Raw genomic sequence first — 18,844 nt, 5'->3', positions numbered from 1 at the left:
GCATCCCCCACACCGAACGACTGGAGCCCGACCGTGAACAGTTCCGCCCTCGCCCTACGCCCCCCGGGCGGTCGCGCCCGCACCCCGCTGGCCGCCGCCGGCACCCTCCTGATCGCGCTGCTGCTGAGCCTGCTCGCCCCCTTCGGCGCGACCGGCGCACACGCGATCGACAACAACGACGACGTCGACTGGAACCTGAACGACGGCAAGCCCGCCTACCGGGGCATGATCGACGAGGTACGCGCCAGCGCCGAGAGCGGCATCCTCTACGGCAGCCGCGCGGCGACCACCTGGACCACGCTCAGCACCGAGCACACCGGCTCCAGCCGGCAGCAGGTCAGCAACGACGAGCGGAACAACTACTTCACCGTCAACGTCGACAGCTACGAGCACCCGCGGATCCGCATCCTGGTCCGCGCCCACGACCTGTACGTCCAGGGCTATCTGGTCCCGGGCACCAACACGTACTACTACTTCAACGACGCGACCCTGAGCCACTGGCCCGGCGCCGGCACCTCCAGCAACACGCCCCGCGCCCTGCGACTCCCCTTCGGCGGCAGCTACGCCTCCATGTCGGCCTACGCCCACCAGAGCGTGCGCAGCCCCCGCTTCTCCTACTCGTGGATGGCCTACAACCAGGGCGTCCTGGCCGCCGCGAACTCCACGGGCGCCCAGCGCGCCGGCGCGCTGATGTTCTACGTCGAGGCGATCGCCGAGGGCGCCCGCTTCAACGCGATCTCCGACCGGATCGAGGCCGCCCTCAAGGAGAACACGGGCTACCAGTTCGACCAGGACGACGACGGCCTGATCCACAACTGGCAGACCCTCGGCAACAACCTCCAGAACCGGCTGAACAACCCGCACACGCTGCCGACGCCCGACATCGGCCGCTACCACTTCGACACCCTCCAGGCGATCGCGAACATCCTGCGCCTGGCGATCAAGCAGGGCACCAAGTGACGGGCTGAGACCGGCGATCGCCCCGGCGGGACATCCCCCCTGTCCCGCCGGGGCTCCCGCACGCACATACGACCCGCATACGCTGCCCCCCGTGACCTCTTCCCCCGCCGCGCGCACCGCACTGGACCTCACCGCCGACCTCCCGGTCCCCGACCTGGAGGACTTCTACCGGGACCTGCACCGCCACCCCGAGCTGTCCGGCCGCGAACACCGCACCGCGGCCAAGCTCGCCGAACGCCTCACCAAGGCGGGCTACGACACCGTCGAGGGCATCGGCGGCACCGGCGTCGCCGCGGTGCTGCGCAACGGCGAGGGCCCGACCGTGCTGCTGCGCGCCGACATGGACGCGCTGCCGGTGCGGGAGGAGACGGGACTGCCGTACGCCTCCACCGTGGACGGCGCGATGCACGCGTGCGGGCACGACCTGCATGTGACCTGGCTGACCGGCGCCGCCGAGGCGCTGGCCGCCGGGCGGGACACCTGGTCGGGGACGCTGGTGCTGGTGGGGCAGCCCGCCGAGGAGACGGGCGGGGGCGCGGCGGCGATGGTCGCCGACGGCCTGTACGAGCGCGTCCCGCGGCCGGACGCGGCGCTCGCCCAGCACGCGGCACCGGGCCCCGCCGGGTTCTACCCGCACGTGCCCGGCCTGATCATGTCGGCCTCCACGGACATCGACATCGTGGTCCACGGACTCGGCGGCCACGGCTCCCGCCCCGAGTCGACGGTCGACCCGGTGGTCACGGCCGCCTACCTGGTCACCCGGCTGCAGACGGTCGTGTCCCGCGAGATCGCCGCCCGCGACTCGGCCGTCCTGACCGTGGGCCGCATCGAGGCCGGCACCCGCCACAACATCATCCCGACCACCGCCCGGATCTCCCTCAACCTGCGCACCCAGTCCGCCGACGTACGGGACCGGATGATCGCCGCGATCCGCCGTATCGCGTCCGGCGAGTGCATTGCCGCGGGCTGCCCGCGCGAGCCCGAGGTGACCATCGGCACCAGCCTCCCCACGATGGTCAACGACGCGGACACCGACCACCGGATCGCCGCCGTCCACACCGAGGTCCTCGGCGCGGGCACGGTCTTCGACCCCGGCCCGGCCACGGGCAGCGAGGACTTCCCCCACCTCGTCCCGGACGGGGTGCCGTACTCCTACTGGTTCGTGACGAGCACCCCGGCGGCCACCTGGGACGCAGCGCCCGGCACCGACCTGATGGAGAAGTTCCACGCCGTCCCCAGCAACCACAGCCCGACCTTCGCGCCCGATCTGGTGACGGTCGTGCCGGGGGTACGGACCCTGGTTTCGGGGGCGTTGGAGATCCTGACGGTGAACTGACTAACCCTGCGGCTGGAGTTGGAGCAGCTGTTTCCGTACGTGGTCCAGGGCGCCCGCGCGACGGCCGGGGACGCGTGCTCTCAACTCGGCCAGGGCGAGGCCGAGTTCGCGGGCGGGTGCGGGGTCGTGGATCTGTCCCCACTGGTGGTGAGCCCGGTCGACCGCCGCCTCGACGGCCGGTGCGCCGGGTGACTGTCCCGCCGCCAGCCGCGCGGACGCCACCGCGAGCCACGCACGGCAACTGCGTACCGGGTCACCGGCCAGCATCGCGAGATCGGCCCGCACCTCCGTCCAGTGCAGCGCCTGCTCCGAGCCCCGACCGTGCGCCCGTACGGCGGCCTGCTCGTGCTCGGCGGCGAGCGCGTCGGCGGCGGGGTGACGACCGGCTTGGACGGCGTCCGTGATGGCGGCGTGCGGGTCGGTGTCCTTTTCACTCGGGCGGGCATCATCCAGCCCGTCCGGCGTTTGAGGACGATTCCCCTTCAGGGCCGACGGGGGTCTGGGGGCGGAGCCCCCGGGGACGCCCGCACCGACAACCCCCGGCGAGGCAAGCAGCACGTCCGCATAGCCTTCCGCGCCCAGCCGACCCACCGCCAGCTGATGCAACTCCTCCACCGGCGGCCGGTACCCGCTCCGCAACACCGTGGCCACCGCCTTCATGTACGTCGGCACAGCCACCCCCCGCCGCGGCGGAGGCGGTGCGATGCGACCGTAAACGGCGTGCGTGCGGCCCGAGTCGAGCGGGTGGGCGCGCAGCCACTGCCAGGTCTCGGCGTCGGCGTGGAGGTCGAGCAGCAGGGTCGTCGTGCCCGGCGCGCGCAGGCGCAGTTCCTCGCGGATCCAGGCCCAGGGGAACGCGGTGTAGCGGACCGTCGCCGGGGTCGTACGCGCCAGCGCCAGGTGCGGAAGGTGCTGTTTGCGGTCGAGTTGGAGCTGCCCGGTGATGAACACCGTCAGCGGTCCGGGGGCGGTCGCGGCGGCCCGGAGCCGGGTCAGTACCGCCTGCGGCTCCAACGGGTCGGCGAGTTCGACGACGTTGGCCGTCTCCGTGCCGGACAGCACGGCCGGGGCGACGGCCGCGAGCACCGGGAGCACGGACGCCGCGTCCACCAGCCGTCCCTTGCCCACCGGCGAGGCCGCGAGCAGCAGCACCGTTCCGGGCATGTGCCCTCCCCCGATAGAACCGTCGATCACTTCGTACCGCAGCACCGTAACCTCTGCCCAACCTCTGCTGCTGCAAAGGGTGATGTCAGAACCGGCCTTATCAGGACCGCCGTACCGCGAAGACGGTGGTGTCGTCGGCGAGCCGGCCGCCGCAGTGGCGCAGGGTGCCGTCGCGGACGTAGGCGACCAGACGGTGCGGGTCGGCGGTGTGCGGGTCGAGGTGGACGCCCTCGGTGACTTCGTCCTTGAGGGGGTAGAAGACGCCGGCGCCGTCGCGGGCCTCGGTGACTCCGTCGGTGACGATGAGGAGGGTCTCGCCGGGGGCGAGGGTGATGCGGAGGGTCGGCGGCGGTCCCTCCAGGCCGGCCAACTCGCCCAGTCCCAGCGGGAGTCCGTGCCCGGGCGGCAGCGACCGTACGCCGAACGGGCCGACCACCAGCGGGGGTTCGTGACCGAAGTTGACGACCTCGACCGTGCCCGGGTCGCCGGCCGGGAAGCTCAGCAGGACGGCCGTGGCGAAGCGGTCGACATCCTCGCGGCCGAGTGCGGCGAGATGCCGGCCGTGGCGCAGCATCCGGATCTCCAGCCGGGCGGCGACGGTCGCGAGGTCCGGCTCGTGGTAGCCGGCCTCGCGGAACGTGCCGAGCAGCGCTGCCGCCGCCTCCACCGCGCCGAGGCCCTTGCCCTGGACGTCGCCGACGAGGGCGCGGGTGCCGTGCAGGCCGGGCTGGATGTCGTAGAAGTCGCCGCCGACGCGGGCGACGGCGTCCGCGGCGAGGTAGACGGCCGCGTGGTCGAGGCCGCCGAAGCCGGGCGGCAGCGGGCGCAGCAGGGTGCGGCGGGTGGTCTCGGCGACGTCCCGCATGTGCAGCATGCGGCGTTCGCCGCGGACCCGGACCGCGCAGGCCAGCACGGCGAGGACACCGCCGACGCCGACCAGGATGAAGTCGGGCAGGCCGGTCTGGTACTGGCGCGGCCAGGCGTGGTCGGCGAGCACGTAGGTGGCCAGGCTCAGCAGCGCGAACACGGACGTGCCCCACACCCCGCAGATCGCCGCGGCGATACCGGGCACGAGCACGATCCAGGAGACGGTCCGGAACTCGCCGCCGGTGTACCAGTCGACCAGCAGGATGGTGACCAGCACCAGCAGCGGCGGCACCCAGGCGACGCTCCGCCCGCGCACGCGCAGCAACTGCTGCCGCCGTAGGGCATCGGTGTCGCCGTGGCGCACCGGTATGAGTCCGCGGCCGCTCACGGCCGTCAGTACGCGACCGACATCCGGGTGCGCGGGTGGGCGTGCTGTTCGAGTTCGTCGACGAAGGCGACCGCGTAGTCCTCGGCGCTGACGAAGCTGCGGCCCTGGTCGTCGGTCATGAACTCGTCGCCGCCGACGCGGAAGCGGCCGGTGCGCCTGCCCGGGGCGATCTCGGCGGCGGGGGAGACGTAGGTCCAGTCGGGGTCGTCGAGGGTGCGGTAGTAGGCGAGCGCGTCGCGGTGGGCGAGGGCTTCGGGGAGGTAGGCCTCGGGGAAGCCGGGCTGGTCGCTGAGGGCCTGGCCGGGGGCGACCTCCAGGCCGCCGGCGCCGCCGACCACCAGGAGCCGCCCGACACCGGCCGCGCGGACGCCCGCGACGAGCCCCTCGTTGAGGGCGAGGAAGGGCCCGCGCGGGTCGCTGCCGTCCCTGGGCGGTACGCACGCGGAGGCGACCGCGTCGGCGCCGTGCGCGAGGTCCGCGACCTTCGCCGCGTCCGTCGCGTCGGCCGCCGTCGCGGTGATCCCGGGGGCCGGTGACTGGCCGGAGCGGCTGACCGCCAGCACCTGGTGACCGCGGGCCGAGGCCTCGGTGGCGATCCGGCTGCCGACCATGCCGGTGGCGCCGAAGAGTACGAGCTTCATGCGCCCCAGCGAAACATGGGCCAACCGAGGCCGCACCCCGACTTGCCACCGCCTCCCCCGGGGTGTGCATTGGTAGACGGGGGCGAGAGAGAGGAGTGCTCTCATGGCTCATGCGGCACCCACACCCGGTTCCGGCGGATTCACCGCCCCGAGCGGTCTGCCCGACATCTTCGATTCCCGCGTGCATCGCGTGGCGAAGGTAGCGATCCCGGTCGTCCTCGGGCTCGTCTACGGCTACTGGGCGGCGGCCAACCGTCGCAGCGGCGGTCCGATCACCGGCTGGAACATCCTGTTCGGCTTCGTGACCACGCTGGCGTTCATCGTGCTGTGCCTGGCGGTGGCCCGGTTCGCCCCGCTGCTCAAGCGCGAACTGCACTCGCTGGTGAAGTCCGGCTTCGCGGGCGCCGCGCTCGGCTTCCTCTACAGCCAGACCGGCGAGAGCGTGCTGCGGTCCGCGGCCATCGGTCTCGCCACCACGGCGGGCGTGTTCCTGGTGTTCTTCTACCGCTACTACACGCGCGAGGACGCAGCGGGCAACCGCATCCGCTGAACCCGCACAGCTGTGGGCCCCGGCACCAACTCGGTGCCGGGGCCCAGGACTTGCCCGCTTCCTACGGCGCCCAGTTCCAGATGCCGGCGCCGCTCGACGACCCGGACGCGCTCCAGCTCCACGAGCCCGAGACGCTCCACGAGCCGGAGGCCGAGGTGCTCCACGAGTTGGAGTTGTCGCTCCAGTTCGGGTCGTTGTTCCAGTTCGAGTTGTTGCCGTTGTCGCTGCCGTCCTTCCAGCCAGGACGCGGGTCCGAGCAGGACGGCACCCACTGGCCGCCGGTGTCGACGAACGCGGCGCCGGCCCAGGCCTGCGCGCCGACGAGCCAGTACCAGTCGGAGTTCCCGTTGACGCTCTGTCCCCTGACCACGCACTGGACGCGGTCCTGGCTGCCCGGTGAGAGCGAGCCGACAGCGGGGGAATGCGTGGTGGGCGACTGCCGCACGTTCAGATCCGTGCGGGAGACGATGGTGCCCCAGATCGGACTGCCGCCACCGCCACCACCATGTCCTTCGGCGTACGTGGTCGGTGCTGCCGCCGCCGTGGTGCCCGCCGCCGCGACGGCGAGTGTGCCACCGGTGAGCAGGGCCGCGGCCAGAGTCCGCAGGGCCGGAGTGGTGCGCATGTTCGGCCTCCTTTTCCCCGGTTCCAGGAAACACCCGTTAGGGTCAACCCTCCACCTGAGAGCGGAACAACCAGTTCCGCCAAGGGTTCCGAGGCCAGAGCACCCGTTCGGCTTGACATCGCACCCGAATGCAGGCAATTGCGGCCACCTGGCTCGCGCACCGCACGCCCCGCCCGTGTCCTGGGGAGGTGCCCCCACGTCTCCGGAGCGCCCTGTCGGCCGTACTCGTCGTCCTCTCCTGCTTCCTGACGCCCTTCGGCGCGCTGGCGGCCTGGGCGGCGTACGGGCTGACGGACTCCGGCCGCTACGTCACGGCGATGGCGCCCCTCGCAGCCGACCCGGCAGTACGGGACGTCGTCGTGGACACGGTCGGCGCGGGCATCATGCGCGGGATCCATGTGGACGGCATGCGCGGCACGGTGGGCGGCATGCGGGGCACGATGGCCCCCTTCGTGCACGACGCGGTGCGCTCCTTCACCAAGACCGAGGCCTTCCGGCTGGCCTGGGACGAGGGCAACCGGGCCACCCACGACGCCGTACTGCACGCCCTGCGCGACGAGGAGCGCAGCGGCGCCGTCACCGTCGACCTCGCCCCCGTCACCGCCCAGGTCAAGCACCAACTCGCCCACGAGCACGTGCCGTTGGCGGACCGCATCCCCGTCCAGCACACCGAGGTCGCGGTCCTCGCGGCCGGTGAACTGGGCCCGCTCCGGGAGGAGTTCCACGTGCTCGAGGTCGCCGGCTTCTGGCTCCCCGTCACCGCCGCCGTCTTCGCGGTCACCGGCATCGGCGTCGCCGTGCGCCGCCGCCGCGCGATCACCGCGACCGCGCTCGGCACGGCCCTCGGCGGCGCGCTGCTCGCCCTCGCCCTCGCGATCGGCCGCCGGCTCACCGTCGCCGACCTCCCCGCCGAGGTCTCCCAGGCGGCGGGCGGCGCGATCTACGACGCCCTCACCTCGACCCTGCGCACGGTCGCCTGGCTGCTGCTCGGCCTCGGCCTCACGGTCGCCGCGACGGCCTGGCTCACCCGATACGTCCGCCCGGCACGGGAAGTTCGTACGACGCCGGCGAGCCCCGGCGGCGGACCGGGCACAGCAGCCGACACGGGCCCAGGCATGACTGCTGATTGTTGACCGCCGATTCCTGATTCCCGGGGGAGTTCCCGGCACGCGTGGGATGATTCGGGCATCTGCGTCCACCGGCGGAAGGTCATCACGTGGGCACCGCGACCTCCGAGTGGACCGCCGCCGACTTCGTACCGGAACGCCATCGGGGCCGGCACTTCACGGTCTGGTGCGCCGGCCTGCTGTTCGCCGCCGTCAGCGGGGTCGTCGGCTGCCGTACCGCCGACACCGACGCCCTCACGCCCGTCACCCAACTCCTGGCCTTCTTCCCGTGGTTGCTGGCCCCCACCGGACTCGGACTCCTCCTCTCCCTGCTCGCCCGGTGGCGGCTCGGGCTGGTGTGGGGAGTGGCGCTGCTCGGGCTGCTGGCCTGGTTCATCGAGCCGTACGGGAAGAGCGGTGAGCCGGGCGGGCCCGCGATCGCCGAGTTCCGGGTGCTGACCTCGAACGTCGAGTTCGGGCGGGGGACCGGCTCCCTGGTGCCGGTGATCCGGCGGGAGCGGCCGGACGTGGTGTTCGTGGAGGAGTGCGAGTACACCTGCCAGGCAACCCTGCGGCGGGACTTCGGCACCCAACTCCCCTACCGGCAGGCCGTGGTGGCGGCCGGCTCGCACGGCTCGGTCGTCCTCAGCCGCTTCCCCCTCAAGGGCACGAAGGGCGTCACCGGCACGATGGGCATGCCCGGCGCGGTGGCGGACGTGGACGGCCATTCCGTCCGCCTGCAACTCGTCCACCCCATGCCCCCGTTGCCGAAGCAGGTCGGCCTGTGGCGCCGCGAACTGGGCAGGCTGCGCGCCTTCGCCGCCGCCGACCCCACCACCCCGACCGTCCTCGCCGGAGACTTCAACTCCTCCCAGGACCACGCGGCCTTCCGCCGCATCCTCGACACCGGCCTGCGCGACGCGGCCCGCCTCGCCGGACACCCGCGCACCCCGAGCTGGCCGGAACGTCTGCTGCCCGCCTTCGGCACCCAGATCGACCACGTCCTCCTCTCCCCGGACTTCTCCGCGAACAGCGCCCGCTTCCTGGACCTGGCCGACACCGACCATCGCGCCCTGCTGGTCGACGTCGCGCTCCACCAGCACGAATAGCGTGGGGGGTGCTCATAATGGGCGCATGTCCCGCTGGTACGCGGTCACCGCCCTCACCGGCATCGCGCTCGTCTCCGGGATGATGTCGACGATCGGCGCGGTGGCCTCCGTATCGGGCCGGGAAGGAACGGTAGAGGGACCCACTGACACTGCCCGCCGTTCGGTGAACGGGCAGGTGAACGGGTGAGCGAAGTGGTGGCTGAAACAGAGGGTGTTGACAGAACGCGTCCCACGCGAGTCGCCCCTGCCTAAGATCGCCATCCGAGGCCGCTAACCTTACGTGTCCGTCCTGGCCAGGGATTGACGGCTTCAACTCACGCGAAGGGTTGCGCACATGGGCATTCTCACTCTCCTGCGGAATGCGTTCGGCAGGTCACGCAAGGAGCGTGCCGCGGAAGCAGAGAGCGCGGAACGCACTCCTTCGCAAGAACAGCAGACCACCCGGGAACCGGACGCCAAGGTCCCGTCCCCGTCCACAGAACCCGACCTCGCCACGCCGCCGGCACCCGCCCCCGCGGCAACGGCCCAGGTCCCCGAGCCCCGCCCGTCCTCCACCCTGGAGGACGACGAACACGAACTCGTGGCCCTGGCCTTCGACAACGTGACGGTCCCGCAGCCGACGACGTCGACGGAGGGGACGGGGGGTACGGCGACGACCGAGGCGGAGGCCGAGGTTGAGCCGAAGGTCGAGGCTGCGGCTGCGGCTGCTGTCGAGCCGGTCACGGAGACCGAGCCGATCGCGGAGGCCGCGCCTGCGGTCGAGGCGGAGCCGGTGACGGAGGAAGCTGAGCCTACGGCCGAGGCGACCCCCGAGCCGGAGGCGGAGCCGGTCACGGAGCCGGTCACGGAGCCGGTCGCGGAAGCAGAGCCCGTTGTGGACATCGAGCCGGAAGCGGTCACGGAGACCGGGCCGGTCGTCGAGCCGACGGCGGAAGAAGCCGAGGCTACGGCCGAGGTGACGCCGGAGCCCGAGCCGGACCCCGTCGCCGAGGTCACGCCGGAACCGGAGCCCGAGCCGGTCGCGGAAGCGGAAACCGAGCCGGAGGCGGCGGAGGCGGAAGCCGCGCCCGCGGCTGAGCCGGTCGCCGAGGAGGTCGCGCCGGAGGCGGAGCCCCAGCCGGAGCCCACCCCCGAACCCGCGGCCGAAAGCGCCCCCGAACCCGTCCCCGCGCTCGCCGCCGCGGCCGCCGACGGCGAGTCCGCCCCGCAGGGGCCGCCCGCACCCGACGACGAAACTGTCACGGGTGGTACGGGTGAGGAAACGATCGGGGCCGAGGGCGCAGCCGAGGCCGTGGGCAGCGACTCCGCCGCCGCAGCCCTCGCCAAGGCGACCCTCACCGGTACCCGAGCGAAGCTCTACCTCGTCCTCGACCGCTCCGCGAGCATGCGACCGTACTACAAGGACGGTTCCGCCCAGGCCCTCGCCGACCAGACCCTCGCGCTGGCGACCCACCTGGACCCGGACCCCACCCCCACCGTCCACGTCGTCTTCTTCTCCACGGAGGTCGACGGCACCACCGACCTCACCGCCGCCTCCCCCGAGAACGCGATTGACGAGGCCCACGCCGGCCTCGGCCGCATGGGCCGTACCAGCTACCACGCCGCCGTGGAAGCCGTACTCGCGCACTACGACAAGAACGCCACCCCCGGCACCCCCGCCCTGGTCGTCTTCCAGACGGACGGCGCCCCGGACGCGAAGACCCCGGCCACCCAGTCCCTGACCGACGCCGCGAAGTCGCACGCCTCCGTGTTCTTCTCGTTCGTCGCGTTCGGCGACCACGACAACAAGGCCTTCGACTACCTCCGCAAGCTGAAGACCGACAACACGGCCTTCTTCCACGCGGGCCCGACCCCCCTGGAGCTCACGGACGCGGAGCTCTACGACGGCGTACTGATCGACTGGCGCCCGTAACACCGAACCCCTGTGCCGCCCGCTTCCCACCCCGTAAAACGGGAGGCGGGCGGCACACCCATGTCGGCTACGATTTCAAGGTTCGCAACAACAGCAACACACCGACCTGGGAGCAGCCCCCCGATGGCTCGACACCTCATCACCAGCGCCCTTCCGTACATCAACGGGATCAAGCACCTGGGCAACATGGTGGGGTCCATGCTCCCGGCGGACGTCTACTCCCGCTATCTCCGCCAGCGCGGCCACGACGTGCTGTACATCTGCGCGACGGACGAACACGGCACCCCGGCCGAGCTGGCCGCGAAGGAGCAGGGTCTCCCCGTAGCGGAGTTCTGCGCGCAGGCGCACGACGCGCAGAAGGCGGTCTACGACGGCTTCGCGCTGGCCTTCGACTACTTCGGCCGCAGCTCCTCCCCGCAGAACCGCGAGATCACCCAGCACTTCGCCCGCCGCCTGAACGAGAACGGCTTCATCGAAGAGCGCGCGATCCGCCAGGTCTACTCGCCCACCGACGGCCGTTTCCTCCCGGACCGCTATGTCGAGGGCACCTGCCCCCACTGCGGTTACGACAAGGCCCGCGGCGACCAGTGCGAGAACTGCACCCGGGTGCTCGACCCGACGGACCTCATCAACCCCCGCTCCGCGATCTCCGGCTCCACCGACCTGGAGGTCCGCGAGACCAAGCACCTCTTCCTCCTCCAGTCGAAGCTCCAGCACGAGGTCGAGGAGTGGGTCGCCGCCCACGAGGAGGAGTGGCCGCAGCTCGCCTCCTCCATCGCCCGCAAGTGGCTCACCGAGGGCCTGCACGACCGCGCGATCACCCGCGACCTGGACTGGGGCGTCCCGGTCCCCGCCGACACCTGGCCGGAGCTGGCGGCGGAGGGCAAGGTCTTCTACGTCTGGTTCGACGCCCCGATCGAGTACATCGGCGCGACGAAGGAGTGGGCGGACGCGGCCCCGGCCGGGGAGACCCGTGACTGGAAGTCCTGGTGGTACGAGTCGGACGCGACCGTCCGCTACACGGAGTTCATGGCCAAGGACAACGTCCCGTTCCACACGGTGATGTTCCCGGCCACCGAGCTCGGCATCCGCGAGCCGTGGAAGAAGGTCGACTACGTCAAGGCCTTCAACTGGCTGACGTACTACGGCGGGAAGTTCTCCACGTCCCAGAAGCGGGGCGTCTTCACCGATCAGGCGCTCAGCATCCTCCCGGCCGACTACTGGCGCTACTTCCTGATCGCCAACGCCCCCGAGTCCGACGACTCCTCCTTCACCTGGGAGCACTTCACCGCCACGGTGAACAAGGACCTGGCGGACACCCTCGGCAACTTCGTCAACCGTGTCCTGTCCTTCTCGAAGAAGCGCTTCGGCGACGAGGTCCCTGCGGGCGCCGACGCGGGCCCGGCTGAGGCGAAGCTCGGCGAGGAGATCGCGGGTCTGCTGGCCGAGTACGAGACCCAGATGGAGGCCCTCCAGTTCCGCAAGGCCGCGGCGGCGCTGCGCGCCCTGTGGTCGGCGGGCAACTCCTACCTGGAGGAGAAGGCCCCCTGGCTGGAGATCAAGACCGACCCGGAGGCCGCGGCCCTCACTCTGCGCACGGCGATGAACCTGATCCACCTCTACGCGGTGGTCTCGGAACCCTTCATCCCGTCCTCCTCGGCGGCCATGCGGGCGGCGTTCGACCTGAAGGACACCGCGCCTGATCAAAAGCGTGCGCCGTGGGTGTCGTCGGACGAGGCGAAGTCCCTGTCCACCATCCCCGCCGGCACCCCCTTCACCGTCCCCCCGGTGCTCTTCGCGAAGCTCACCGAGGAGGACCTGGAGATGTACAAGGAGCGGTTCGGCGGAGAGCAGGGGTGACCCGATGACGTACTACTACGTCACCACCCCCATCTACTACGTCAACGACGCCCCGCACCTCGGCCACGCCTACACCACCGTCGCCGCCGACGTCCTCGCCCGCTGGCACCGCCGGCGCGGTGAGGACGTCTGGTTCCTCACCGGCACGGACGAGCACGGCCAGAAGATCCTGCGCACGGCGGAGGCCAACGGTGTCTCCCCGCAGGAGTGGGCGGACCGTCTGGTCGATGAGTCCTGGAAACCGCTCTGGGACCATCTCGCCATCTCGAACGACGACTTCATCCGCACCACGGAGCGCCGGCACACGGACCGCGTCCAGGAGTTCGTGCAGGACCTGCACGACAAGGGCGAGATCTACAAGGGCGGTTACGAGGGCCCGTACTGCGTGTACTGCGAGGAGTACAAGCTCCCGGGCGAGTTGATCGAGGCGGAGGACGGCAGCGGGACCCCGCTGTGCGCCATCCACCGCCGGCCGGTGGAACTCCTCAAGGAGGAGAACTACTTCTTCAAGCTGAGCGAGTACGGCGACCGGCTCCTCGCCCACTACGAAGCCCACCCGGACTTCATCCAGCCCGCCTCGGCCCGCAACGAGGTGGTGAACTTCGTCCGGCAGGGCCTCCAGGACCTGTCGATCTCCCGCTCGACCTTCGACTGGGGCGTCAAGGTCCCCTGGGACCCTTCGCATGTGATCTACGTCTGGGTCGACGCGCTCCTCAACTACGCGACCGCCGTGGGCTACAACGAGAACCCGGCGGAGTTCGAGGCCACCTTCCCCGCCGACGTCCATCTCGTCGGCAAGGACATCCTCCGCTTCCACGCCGTGATCTGGCCGGCGATGCTCATGGCCAATGACCTGCCTCTTCCCGGGCGGGTTTTCGGGCACGGCTGGCTGATGGTCGGCGGTGAGAAGATGTCCAAGTCGAACCTGACCGGCATCAACCCGCAGTCCCTCACCGCGCACTTCGGCGTGGACGCCTACCGCTGGTACTTCCTGCGCGCGATCGCCTTCGGCCAGGACGGCTCCTTCTCCTGGGAGGACTTCACCGCCCGCTACACCAGCGAACTCGCCAACGGTTACGGCAACTTGGCGTCCCGGGTGACCGCGATGACGGCCAGGTACTTCGACGGCGCGCTGCCCGCGCCCAGGGAGGAGACCGAGGCCGAGCGCTCACTCAAGTCGGCTCTGCTGACGGCGACTTCGGAGGCGGACCGCCGTATCGGCGACCAACTCGACTTCCAGGGCGGCATCCTGGCCGTCTTCGACTTCGTCCGGCAGGTCAACGGCTATCTGACCGACCAGGAACCCTGGAAGGTCGCCAAGTCCGACTCCCCCGAGGCCCGCGACCGCCTGGCGACGATCCTCTACACGGCCGCGGACTCGCTGCGCGCGATCGCGATCCTCCTCGAACCGGTCATGCCGGAGACGTCGGAGCGGCTGTGGGACTCCCTGGGCGCGGGGGCGACCCTCGGGGCCCTGGCCGACCAGCGGATCCGGGACGCCTCGGCCTGGGGTGCGCTTCCGCCCGGCTCCCCGGTGACGAAGGGCGCGGTTCTCTTTCCGCGCGTCGACTCCTAGCCGAACACGCTGAACGTGTCCTCCGCCCGGTCCCGCCGCGCCACCAACTCCCAGGCGCCGTCGGCGATTTCGTCCGGGTCGAGGGTGCGGTCGCCGACGTTCCCGAACTGCTCGGGGTTCGACGTCACCAGCCGGTGGATGTCACCGCGCTCGATGAGTCCGCCGATGACCAGGTTCCCGGCGTAGACCCCCGTGTCGGCGAGCGCCGCGTTGAGGGTCAGGGCGTAGTTGCGCAGGGCGGCGGCCGAGACGGCGAGCGCGCCGAGCGCGGGCATCGGCACCACGGCACTGAGCCCGCCGGCGAACACGAAGGCACCGGCGCCCCGTTCGACCATGCCGGGCAGCACCTTGCCCACCACGTCGACGGCCGGATACATCCAGCTCATCGCCTCCTGGACACCGGCGGAGTCGGTCTCGGTGATCGGCTTGGGACGGCTCTCGTCGAGGTCGAGGGCGCCCGGCCCGTAGTACGCGAGGTCGATCCGTCCGTATCGCTCGATGACGGCGTCGAGAACCGGGCCGAGCTGCTTGGCGTCGCGCACATCGGCGACGTAGGACGCGGCTTCGACGCCCGCCGCGGCGAGGGACACGACGTAGCCGGCGTGCCGGACGTCGCTGCGGGACACGAGCACGACGGTGTACCCCTCGCGGCCGAAGCGGTGGGCGACGGACATGCCGAGGCCCGGGCCGACCCCGAGGACGACGGCGACCTGGGGCTGTTGCGATGCGGGCATGGCGGAGTCTTCCGGGGTGAATTCACGGACATGGCTAACTTGAGGTGCACCTCAACTTCCATCGGCACGCTGTACAACCACTTCCCGACCCGGGAGGCGTTCTGGGACGCCATCTTCCCGGAGCGGCTGGCCGCGCTGGAGCGGATCACCGAGTCGGCGCTGGCGGCCCCGGACCCCTGGGACGGGTTCGTCGGGTACATCGAGGGGCTGTTCCCGCTGCAGGCCGAGGACCACGGCCTCAACGACGCGCTGGCGCAGCGGTTCCGGGCGGCGGGGGAGGTCGAACAGGCCTGTCACCGCGGGTTCCGGCGCGCGGAGCAGATCATCGAACGGGCCCGGAACAGCGGGCAGTTGCGCCCCGATTTCGAGCCGGAGGACCTGGTCACCCTGATCTGGGCGATGTCCCAGGTGATCCGCGAGTCGATGGCGACCGCGCCCGACACCTGGCGCCGCTGCCTGGCGTTCTTCCTCGACGGCCTGCGGGCTGGTGCGGCACATCCGATCGCGGTGCCACCATTGACCCCGGGTCAACTCAGCGAGGTCATGCGGGCTCGGTGACGGACCCCGACGCAGACGTGTTCGCGCCAACCCGTAAGGTGCCGCCATGGCAGTCCCCGAGGTCATCCCGATCGCCTACGACCCGAATCAGCGCAGCGGGGCCGTCGGCCGCTACGCGGACGGTCAGTTCCTGGCGTCGGTCACCTACGCGTTCCCCCAGGGTTTCCGTCCCGCCGACGGCTGGGAAGAGCAGAAACGTCTCTACACGGTGCTCCACACCTTCGACGCCGCGGGCCGCTACCGCGACTCGGAGATCTGGTGCGCCGGTACCTGGGCCGAGCAGCAGCGCGCCCCGCACGGCGACGACTCGGTCCTCTCCCAGGCCCGCATCCACCTGGCGAAACTGCTCCGCGCCCTCCCCCGCCGCAGCTACACCGACATCGCGGTCCGCCCCTTCCAACGCACCGTGGACGGCGTCCTGTTCGGCCTGCTGATCGAGGAGGACGAGGACGGCAACTGGGCCGAGCTGTACCCGGACCGGCACGCCTTCGGACCACCGTGGGACGGGACGTACGACAGCTGAGCCGCAACCGCCCTGTCGGCAAGGGAAGTTGCGGCTCCAGAGCGCGACCGCTACTTGAGCACCCCGGCCCCGGTCGTGGTGGCGAGCTCCGTCGGCAGGTTCTTGGCGGAGGTCTCCAGGCCGGCCGTGAGGGTCGGGGTCCAGTTCACGGTGGTCTTCAGCTTCTTGGAGTTGGCGGCGTTGTAGGCGGCGACGAGGTCGGTGGCGGTTCCGTTGACGAGGTTGCCGCCGCCGGCGATGGACCCGGTGCCGTCGCCGCTGAACAGCTTGCCGACCTTCTGACTGGCCGACGTCTTCCAGTAGTTGTCCTCGGCGACGACCTGCGCCTTGGCCCGCGAGTTGACGCTGTACTGGAGGACGTACCCGTTGAGGTTCGTGGTGTCGTAGTAGTTGTTGTAGATGTGGATCTGCCCGATCCGGGCCAGCGGAGCGCGCTGCACGATGCCCTTCCACACGTTGTGGTGGATGGAGACGCGCAGCTTGCCGACGCTGTCGGTGTCGCTGCTGCCGATCAGCATCGTCTTGTCGTGGTTGGTGAACTGGTTGCGCTCGACGGTGACCAGGTCCGAGCCCTTGGTGATGTCCAGGTCGCCGTCGTGGATCTGGTACTGGCGCCCGTAGTACGTCGGGTCGGAGGTGTCGAGCCCCGGCGCGTCGGTGAACGTGTTGTGGTCCGCCCACACATGCGTGGCACCGCGCAGCGTCACGGCGTCGTACTGCGAGTTCCAGTTCCCGCTGTCGCCGTCCGTCGGGTCCCACTGCGGAAAGCAGTCCTGCGTGGCGGCGAAGGTCAGGTTCCGCACGATGACGTTGTCCACGCTCTGAATCTGCAACATGCCGCCGGTGATCCCGGCGTTGGTGCCGGGCACGCCCACGACGCTCGTGTTGGCGGGCACCCGGAAGATGACGTTCTTCCCCTGCTTGGTCTGCGCCGCCGCCCGCGCCTTCTCCTGCGTGCCGGAGGGGAGCTTGGAGGTGCCGTACGTGGAGGGGGCGTAGGCCTTGAGATACGCGGACAGCGAATAGCCCGTACCGGAGGAGTAGTCGGCACAGCTCAGCTTCTTCCCCGAGTCGTCGGTGTTCGCGTCGATCGTGCCCTTGATCCTGACGATCCGTGGGGTGGTGTCACTGACGGACCCCAGCGCCTTCACGAGCTGCGCGCGGGTGCTCACGGTGAAGGTGTGCGCGGCATCGGCCTTCGCGCCGCCGGTGGTCCCGGTACCGGACGAGGCCCAGCCGTCCTTGGCGGCGAGCGTCCGGTGGTACAGGTCGACGCTGGTACTGGCCGCGTTCGCGTTGAGCACGAGAAAGCCCGCACCGATGCCCGCGGCGGCTACGGCGGCCGTGACGACGATCGTGCGGCGCTTGCGGAGGGAGCGGCGGTGGGAGGGGACGGGTGAAGCGGTGGCGGCCACGGGGAGTCCTTCGGTGCGGTGAGGGGGTTACGACTCCTCAGTGGCCGTGGGGATCAAGAAGGTTGCCGTGAGCCGCCAATTTTCTTGATCCTGCGCACACTTACGGCTCACCGCTTACGAGGACAACCTCTTCCGCTACCGCAGGTCGGCTCCGAGATGACGCAGGAGTCCGGCGAGCCCGGTGCGGGTGACGGGGAGTATTCGGGCAGGGTCGTCGCTCTCCCGGAGGAGCAACTCCCGTTCGCTGTAGGCAAGTTCGACACATTCGTTGCCTGCCGCGCCACCGGAGTACGTGGACTTCTGCCACTGAATCACGCCTACAGCTCCTTCGACAGACGGTGGATGAAGTCCCTCGACCGGGTGGGGTCAAGAGACGCTTCTTCAACCTTACGGAAGAGCGTTCGCATGTCGTGGAGTTGGGCAGCGGCATCCAGGAAAGCGGAGCCGTACGGGGTGTCCCGCTGCACGGTGTCCAACGTCGGCACCCGGCCACCCGCGTACATCAACGACAAACTTGCCCCGGCGAAGCCGTCGACGTCGAAGGGAATCACTCGCACCGAGACGCCAGGGTGCTCCGACTGCCGCACCAGCTCGTCGAGTTGGGCACGAGCCACCCGCCGGTCCGCGACACGGGTACGCAGTACGGACTCGTGCAAGACCGCCTCGTACGGAACCACGATGTCTCGCGAGAGGATCTGCTGGCGGCGCATGCGATACGCGACCCAAAGGTCCAGCTCGTTGTCCGGAAGCCGCGGAACCCAGTACCCGAACACCGCTCGTGCGTACTCTTCGGTCTGGAGCAGCCCTGGCACATGGGCGGTCGCGATCACCTGAATGAAACGCGCGTGGTTCTCCAGCTCCGCCAGGTCGAGGAATTCGGGCGGGAGGGCATCCCGGTACTCCTCCCACCAGCCACGCGTACGATCGGTCGCCATCTCCACCAGCGCCTCGATCAACGCCTCGTCTCCACAGCCGTAGAGCGCCGCGAGCCTGCGCAGGCGCTCTTCGCTGACTCCCGACAGGCCTGCCTCGACCTGGCTCATCTGCGCCGAGGTCGACGACAGGATCCCCACCACCTCGCGGGCCGACATCCCCGCGGAGACTCGCAACTTGCGCAGTTCAGTCCCCAGTCGCACCTGCCGGGCAGTGGGCTGACTTCTCGGCGCCATGCTGCTCATCCCCTCAACGGCACTGCTCACAGGCCCTGTTGAAGCCCTCGACCGCCGAACTCCTGGCAACGGAGCTGGTCTCCAACGCCGTACGCCACACGAAAGGCCCGGTAATCCTGCGGGTCTCCTGGAAACCCGGCACCCTCCGCGTCGGCGCCTGGGACGCGAACCCCGAACCCCCGGAACCACCAAGGGAGTTGGCCAAGCTCCTGGACCTGGAGGAAGGCCGCGGCCTGGGCCTGGTCAAGGCCTGCGCGGACCCGTGGGGCTGGCAGCCGCTGTCCAGGAACGGCAGCAAGGGCAAATACGTCTGGTGCGAACTGACCACGGCTGCCTGAACGTTCACTCGCC

General features: G+C 70.6%; 20 protein-coding genes. 12 read left to right on the top strand and 8 right to left on the bottom strand.

The annotated features are described in order from the left end of the window. Positions 1 to 33: 33 nt before the first annotated feature. Positions 34 to 960 (top strand): ribosome-inactivating family protein, encoded by a 927-nt coding sequence (locus OH768_RS27135; protein ID WP_406457803.1) that lies wholly within the window; start codon positions 34 to 36, stop codon positions 958 to 960. A 91-nt stretch (positions 961 to 1,051) separates the two neighbouring features. Beyond that, on the top strand, positions 1,052 to 2,296 hold the full coding sequence (locus OH768_RS27130; protein WP_406457801.1) for an amidohydrolase: 1,245 nt from the start codon (positions 1,052 to 1,054) through the stop codon (positions 2,294 to 2,296). Here OH768_RS27130 and OH768_RS27125 read toward each other — a convergent pair whose 3' ends face one another. From OH768_RS27125 to OH768_RS27115, 3 genes are all read right to left on the bottom strand, one after another. Then, positions 2,297 to 3,460, bottom strand: coding sequence for a hypothetical protein (locus OH768_RS27125; protein ID WP_406457799.1), 1,164 nt, complete (start codon positions 3,458 to 3,460; stop codon positions 2,297 to 2,299). Positions 3,461 to 3,560: 100 nt separating this feature from the next. Continuing rightward, complete coding sequence (locus OH768_RS27120; protein WP_406457797.1) at positions 3,561 to 4,715, bottom strand: PP2C family protein-serine/threonine phosphatase; 1,155 nt, start codon at positions 4,713 to 4,715, stop codon at positions 3,561 to 3,563. 5 nt (positions 4,716 to 4,720) lie between these two features. After that, positions 4,721 to 5,356 carry an NAD(P)-dependent oxidoreductase gene (locus tag OH768_RS27115; RefSeq protein WP_406457795.1) on the bottom strand — a complete coding sequence of 212 codons (636 nt, stop codon included), beginning with the start codon at positions 5,354 to 5,356 and terminating at the stop codon, positions 4,721 to 4,723. A gap of 103 nt (positions 5,357 to 5,459) precedes the next feature. On the opposite strand from OH768_RS27115, the gene OH768_RS27110 reads away from it, so the two are divergent. Beyond that, positions 5,460 to 5,906 (top strand): hypothetical protein, encoded by a 447-nt coding sequence (locus OH768_RS27110; protein ID WP_406457793.1) that lies wholly within the window; start codon positions 5,460 to 5,462, stop codon positions 5,904 to 5,906. A gap of 61 nt (positions 5,907 to 5,967) precedes the next feature. Here the strand turns inward: OH768_RS27110 and OH768_RS27105 are convergent, their stop codons facing one another. Further along, positions 5,968 to 6,531, bottom strand: a complete 564-nt coding sequence (locus tag OH768_RS27105) for an SH3 domain-containing protein (RefSeq protein ID WP_406457791.1) — start codon at positions 6,529 to 6,531, stop codon at positions 5,968 to 5,970. A 188-nt stretch (positions 6,532 to 6,719) separates the two neighbouring features. On the opposite strand from OH768_RS27105, the gene OH768_RS27100 reads away from it, so the two are divergent. The 6 genes from OH768_RS27100 (at position 6,720) to metG (OH768_RS27075) (ending at position 14,094) form a co-directional block, all read left to right on the top strand. Next, positions 6,720 to 7,664 (top strand): hypothetical protein, encoded by a 945-nt coding sequence (locus OH768_RS27100; protein WP_406457789.1) that lies wholly within the window; start codon positions 6,720 to 6,722, stop codon positions 7,662 to 7,664. An 83-nt stretch (positions 7,665 to 7,747) separates the two neighbouring features. After that, complete coding sequence (locus tag OH768_RS27095) at positions 7,748 to 8,746, top strand: endonuclease/exonuclease/phosphatase family protein (protein ID WP_406457787.1); 999 nt, start codon at positions 7,748 to 7,750, stop codon at positions 8,744 to 8,746. A gap of 25 nt (positions 8,747 to 8,771) precedes the next feature. Beyond that, entirely contained in the window at positions 8,772 to 8,933 is a 162-nt protein-coding gene (locus OH768_RS27090; protein ID WP_406457785.1) for a hypothetical protein, read from the top strand. A gap of 147 nt (positions 8,934 to 9,080) precedes the next feature. Continuing rightward, a complete protein-coding gene (locus OH768_RS27085; protein WP_406457783.1) occupies positions 9,081 to 10,658 on the top strand; it encodes a VWA domain-containing protein in 1,578 nt (525 codons plus the stop codon). Between the two features lie 123 nt (positions 10,659 to 10,781). Further along, positions 10,782 to 12,518: a methionine--tRNA ligase gene (metG, locus tag OH768_RS27080; RefSeq protein WP_406457781.1), complete on the top strand. Its 1,737-nt coding sequence runs from the start codon at positions 10,782 to 10,784 to the stop codon at positions 12,516 to 12,518. A 4-nt stretch (positions 12,519 to 12,522) separates the two neighbouring features. Beyond that, positions 12,523 to 14,094, top strand: a complete 1,572-nt coding sequence (metG, locus tag OH768_RS27075; protein WP_406457779.1) for a methionine--tRNA ligase — start codon at positions 12,523 to 12,525, stop codon at positions 14,092 to 14,094. Here metG (OH768_RS27075) and OH768_RS27070 read toward each other — a convergent pair. Continuing rightward, positions 14,091 to 14,828, bottom strand: coding sequence for an SDR family NAD(P)-dependent oxidoreductase (locus OH768_RS27070; protein WP_406457777.1), 738 nt, complete (start codon positions 14,826 to 14,828; stop codon positions 14,091 to 14,093). The genes metG (OH768_RS27075) and OH768_RS27070 overlap by 4 nt on opposite strands. A 30-nt stretch (positions 14,829 to 14,858) precedes the next feature. Between OH768_RS27070 and OH768_RS27065 the strand changes: the two genes are divergently transcribed. Both OH768_RS27065 and OH768_RS27060 read left to right on the top strand, forming a co-directional pair. Then, positions 14,859 to 15,386: a TetR/AcrR family transcriptional regulator gene (locus OH768_RS27065; protein WP_406457775.1), complete on the top strand. Its 528-nt coding sequence runs from the start codon at positions 14,859 to 14,861 to the stop codon at positions 15,384 to 15,386. A gap of 46 nt (positions 15,387 to 15,432) precedes the next feature. Further along, positions 15,433 to 15,909, top strand: a complete 477-nt coding sequence (locus OH768_RS27060; protein ID WP_406457773.1) for a hypothetical protein — start codon at positions 15,433 to 15,435, stop codon at positions 15,907 to 15,909. Between the two features lie 50 nt (positions 15,910 to 15,959). Here the strand turns inward: OH768_RS27060 and OH768_RS27055 are convergent, their stop codons facing one another. The 3 genes from OH768_RS27055 to OH768_RS27045 all read right to left on the bottom strand — a co-directional run bounded on the left by OH768_RS27055 (position 15,960) and on the right by OH768_RS27045 (position 18,493). After that, positions 15,960 to 17,324, bottom strand: a complete 1,365-nt coding sequence (locus OH768_RS27055) for a polysaccharide lyase family 1 protein (protein WP_406457771.1) — start codon at positions 17,322 to 17,324, stop codon at positions 15,960 to 15,962. A gap of 135 nt (positions 17,325 to 17,459) precedes the next feature. Further along, the gene (locus tag OH768_RS27050) at positions 17,460 to 17,639 is read right to left on the bottom strand and encodes a DUF397 domain-containing protein (protein WP_406457769.1); all 180 of its coding nucleotides are present in this window, start codon (positions 17,637 to 17,639) and stop codon (positions 17,460 to 17,462) included. A gap of 2 nt (positions 17,640 to 17,641) precedes the next feature. Next, complete coding sequence (locus OH768_RS27045) at positions 17,642 to 18,493, bottom strand: helix-turn-helix domain-containing protein (RefSeq protein WP_406465461.1); 852 nt, start codon at positions 18,491 to 18,493, stop codon at positions 17,642 to 17,644. A 35-nt stretch (positions 18,494 to 18,528) separates the two neighbouring features. Here OH768_RS27045 and OH768_RS27040 point away from each other — a divergent pair, with 35 nt between their 5' ends. Beyond that, positions 18,529 to 18,831: an ATP-binding protein gene (locus tag OH768_RS27040; protein ID WP_406465459.1), complete on the top strand. Its 303-nt coding sequence runs from the start codon at positions 18,529 to 18,531 to the stop codon at positions 18,829 to 18,831. The last annotated feature ends 13 nt before the right edge of the window (positions 18,832 to 18,844 follow it).

The sequence above is a fragment of the Streptomyces sp. NBC_01622 genome (genome assembly GCF_045209635.1).
Lineage (GTDB): Bacteria > Actinomycetota > Actinomycetes > Streptomycetales > Streptomycetaceae > Streptomyces.
This window is presented reverse-complemented; position numbering and strand designations above follow the sequence as displayed.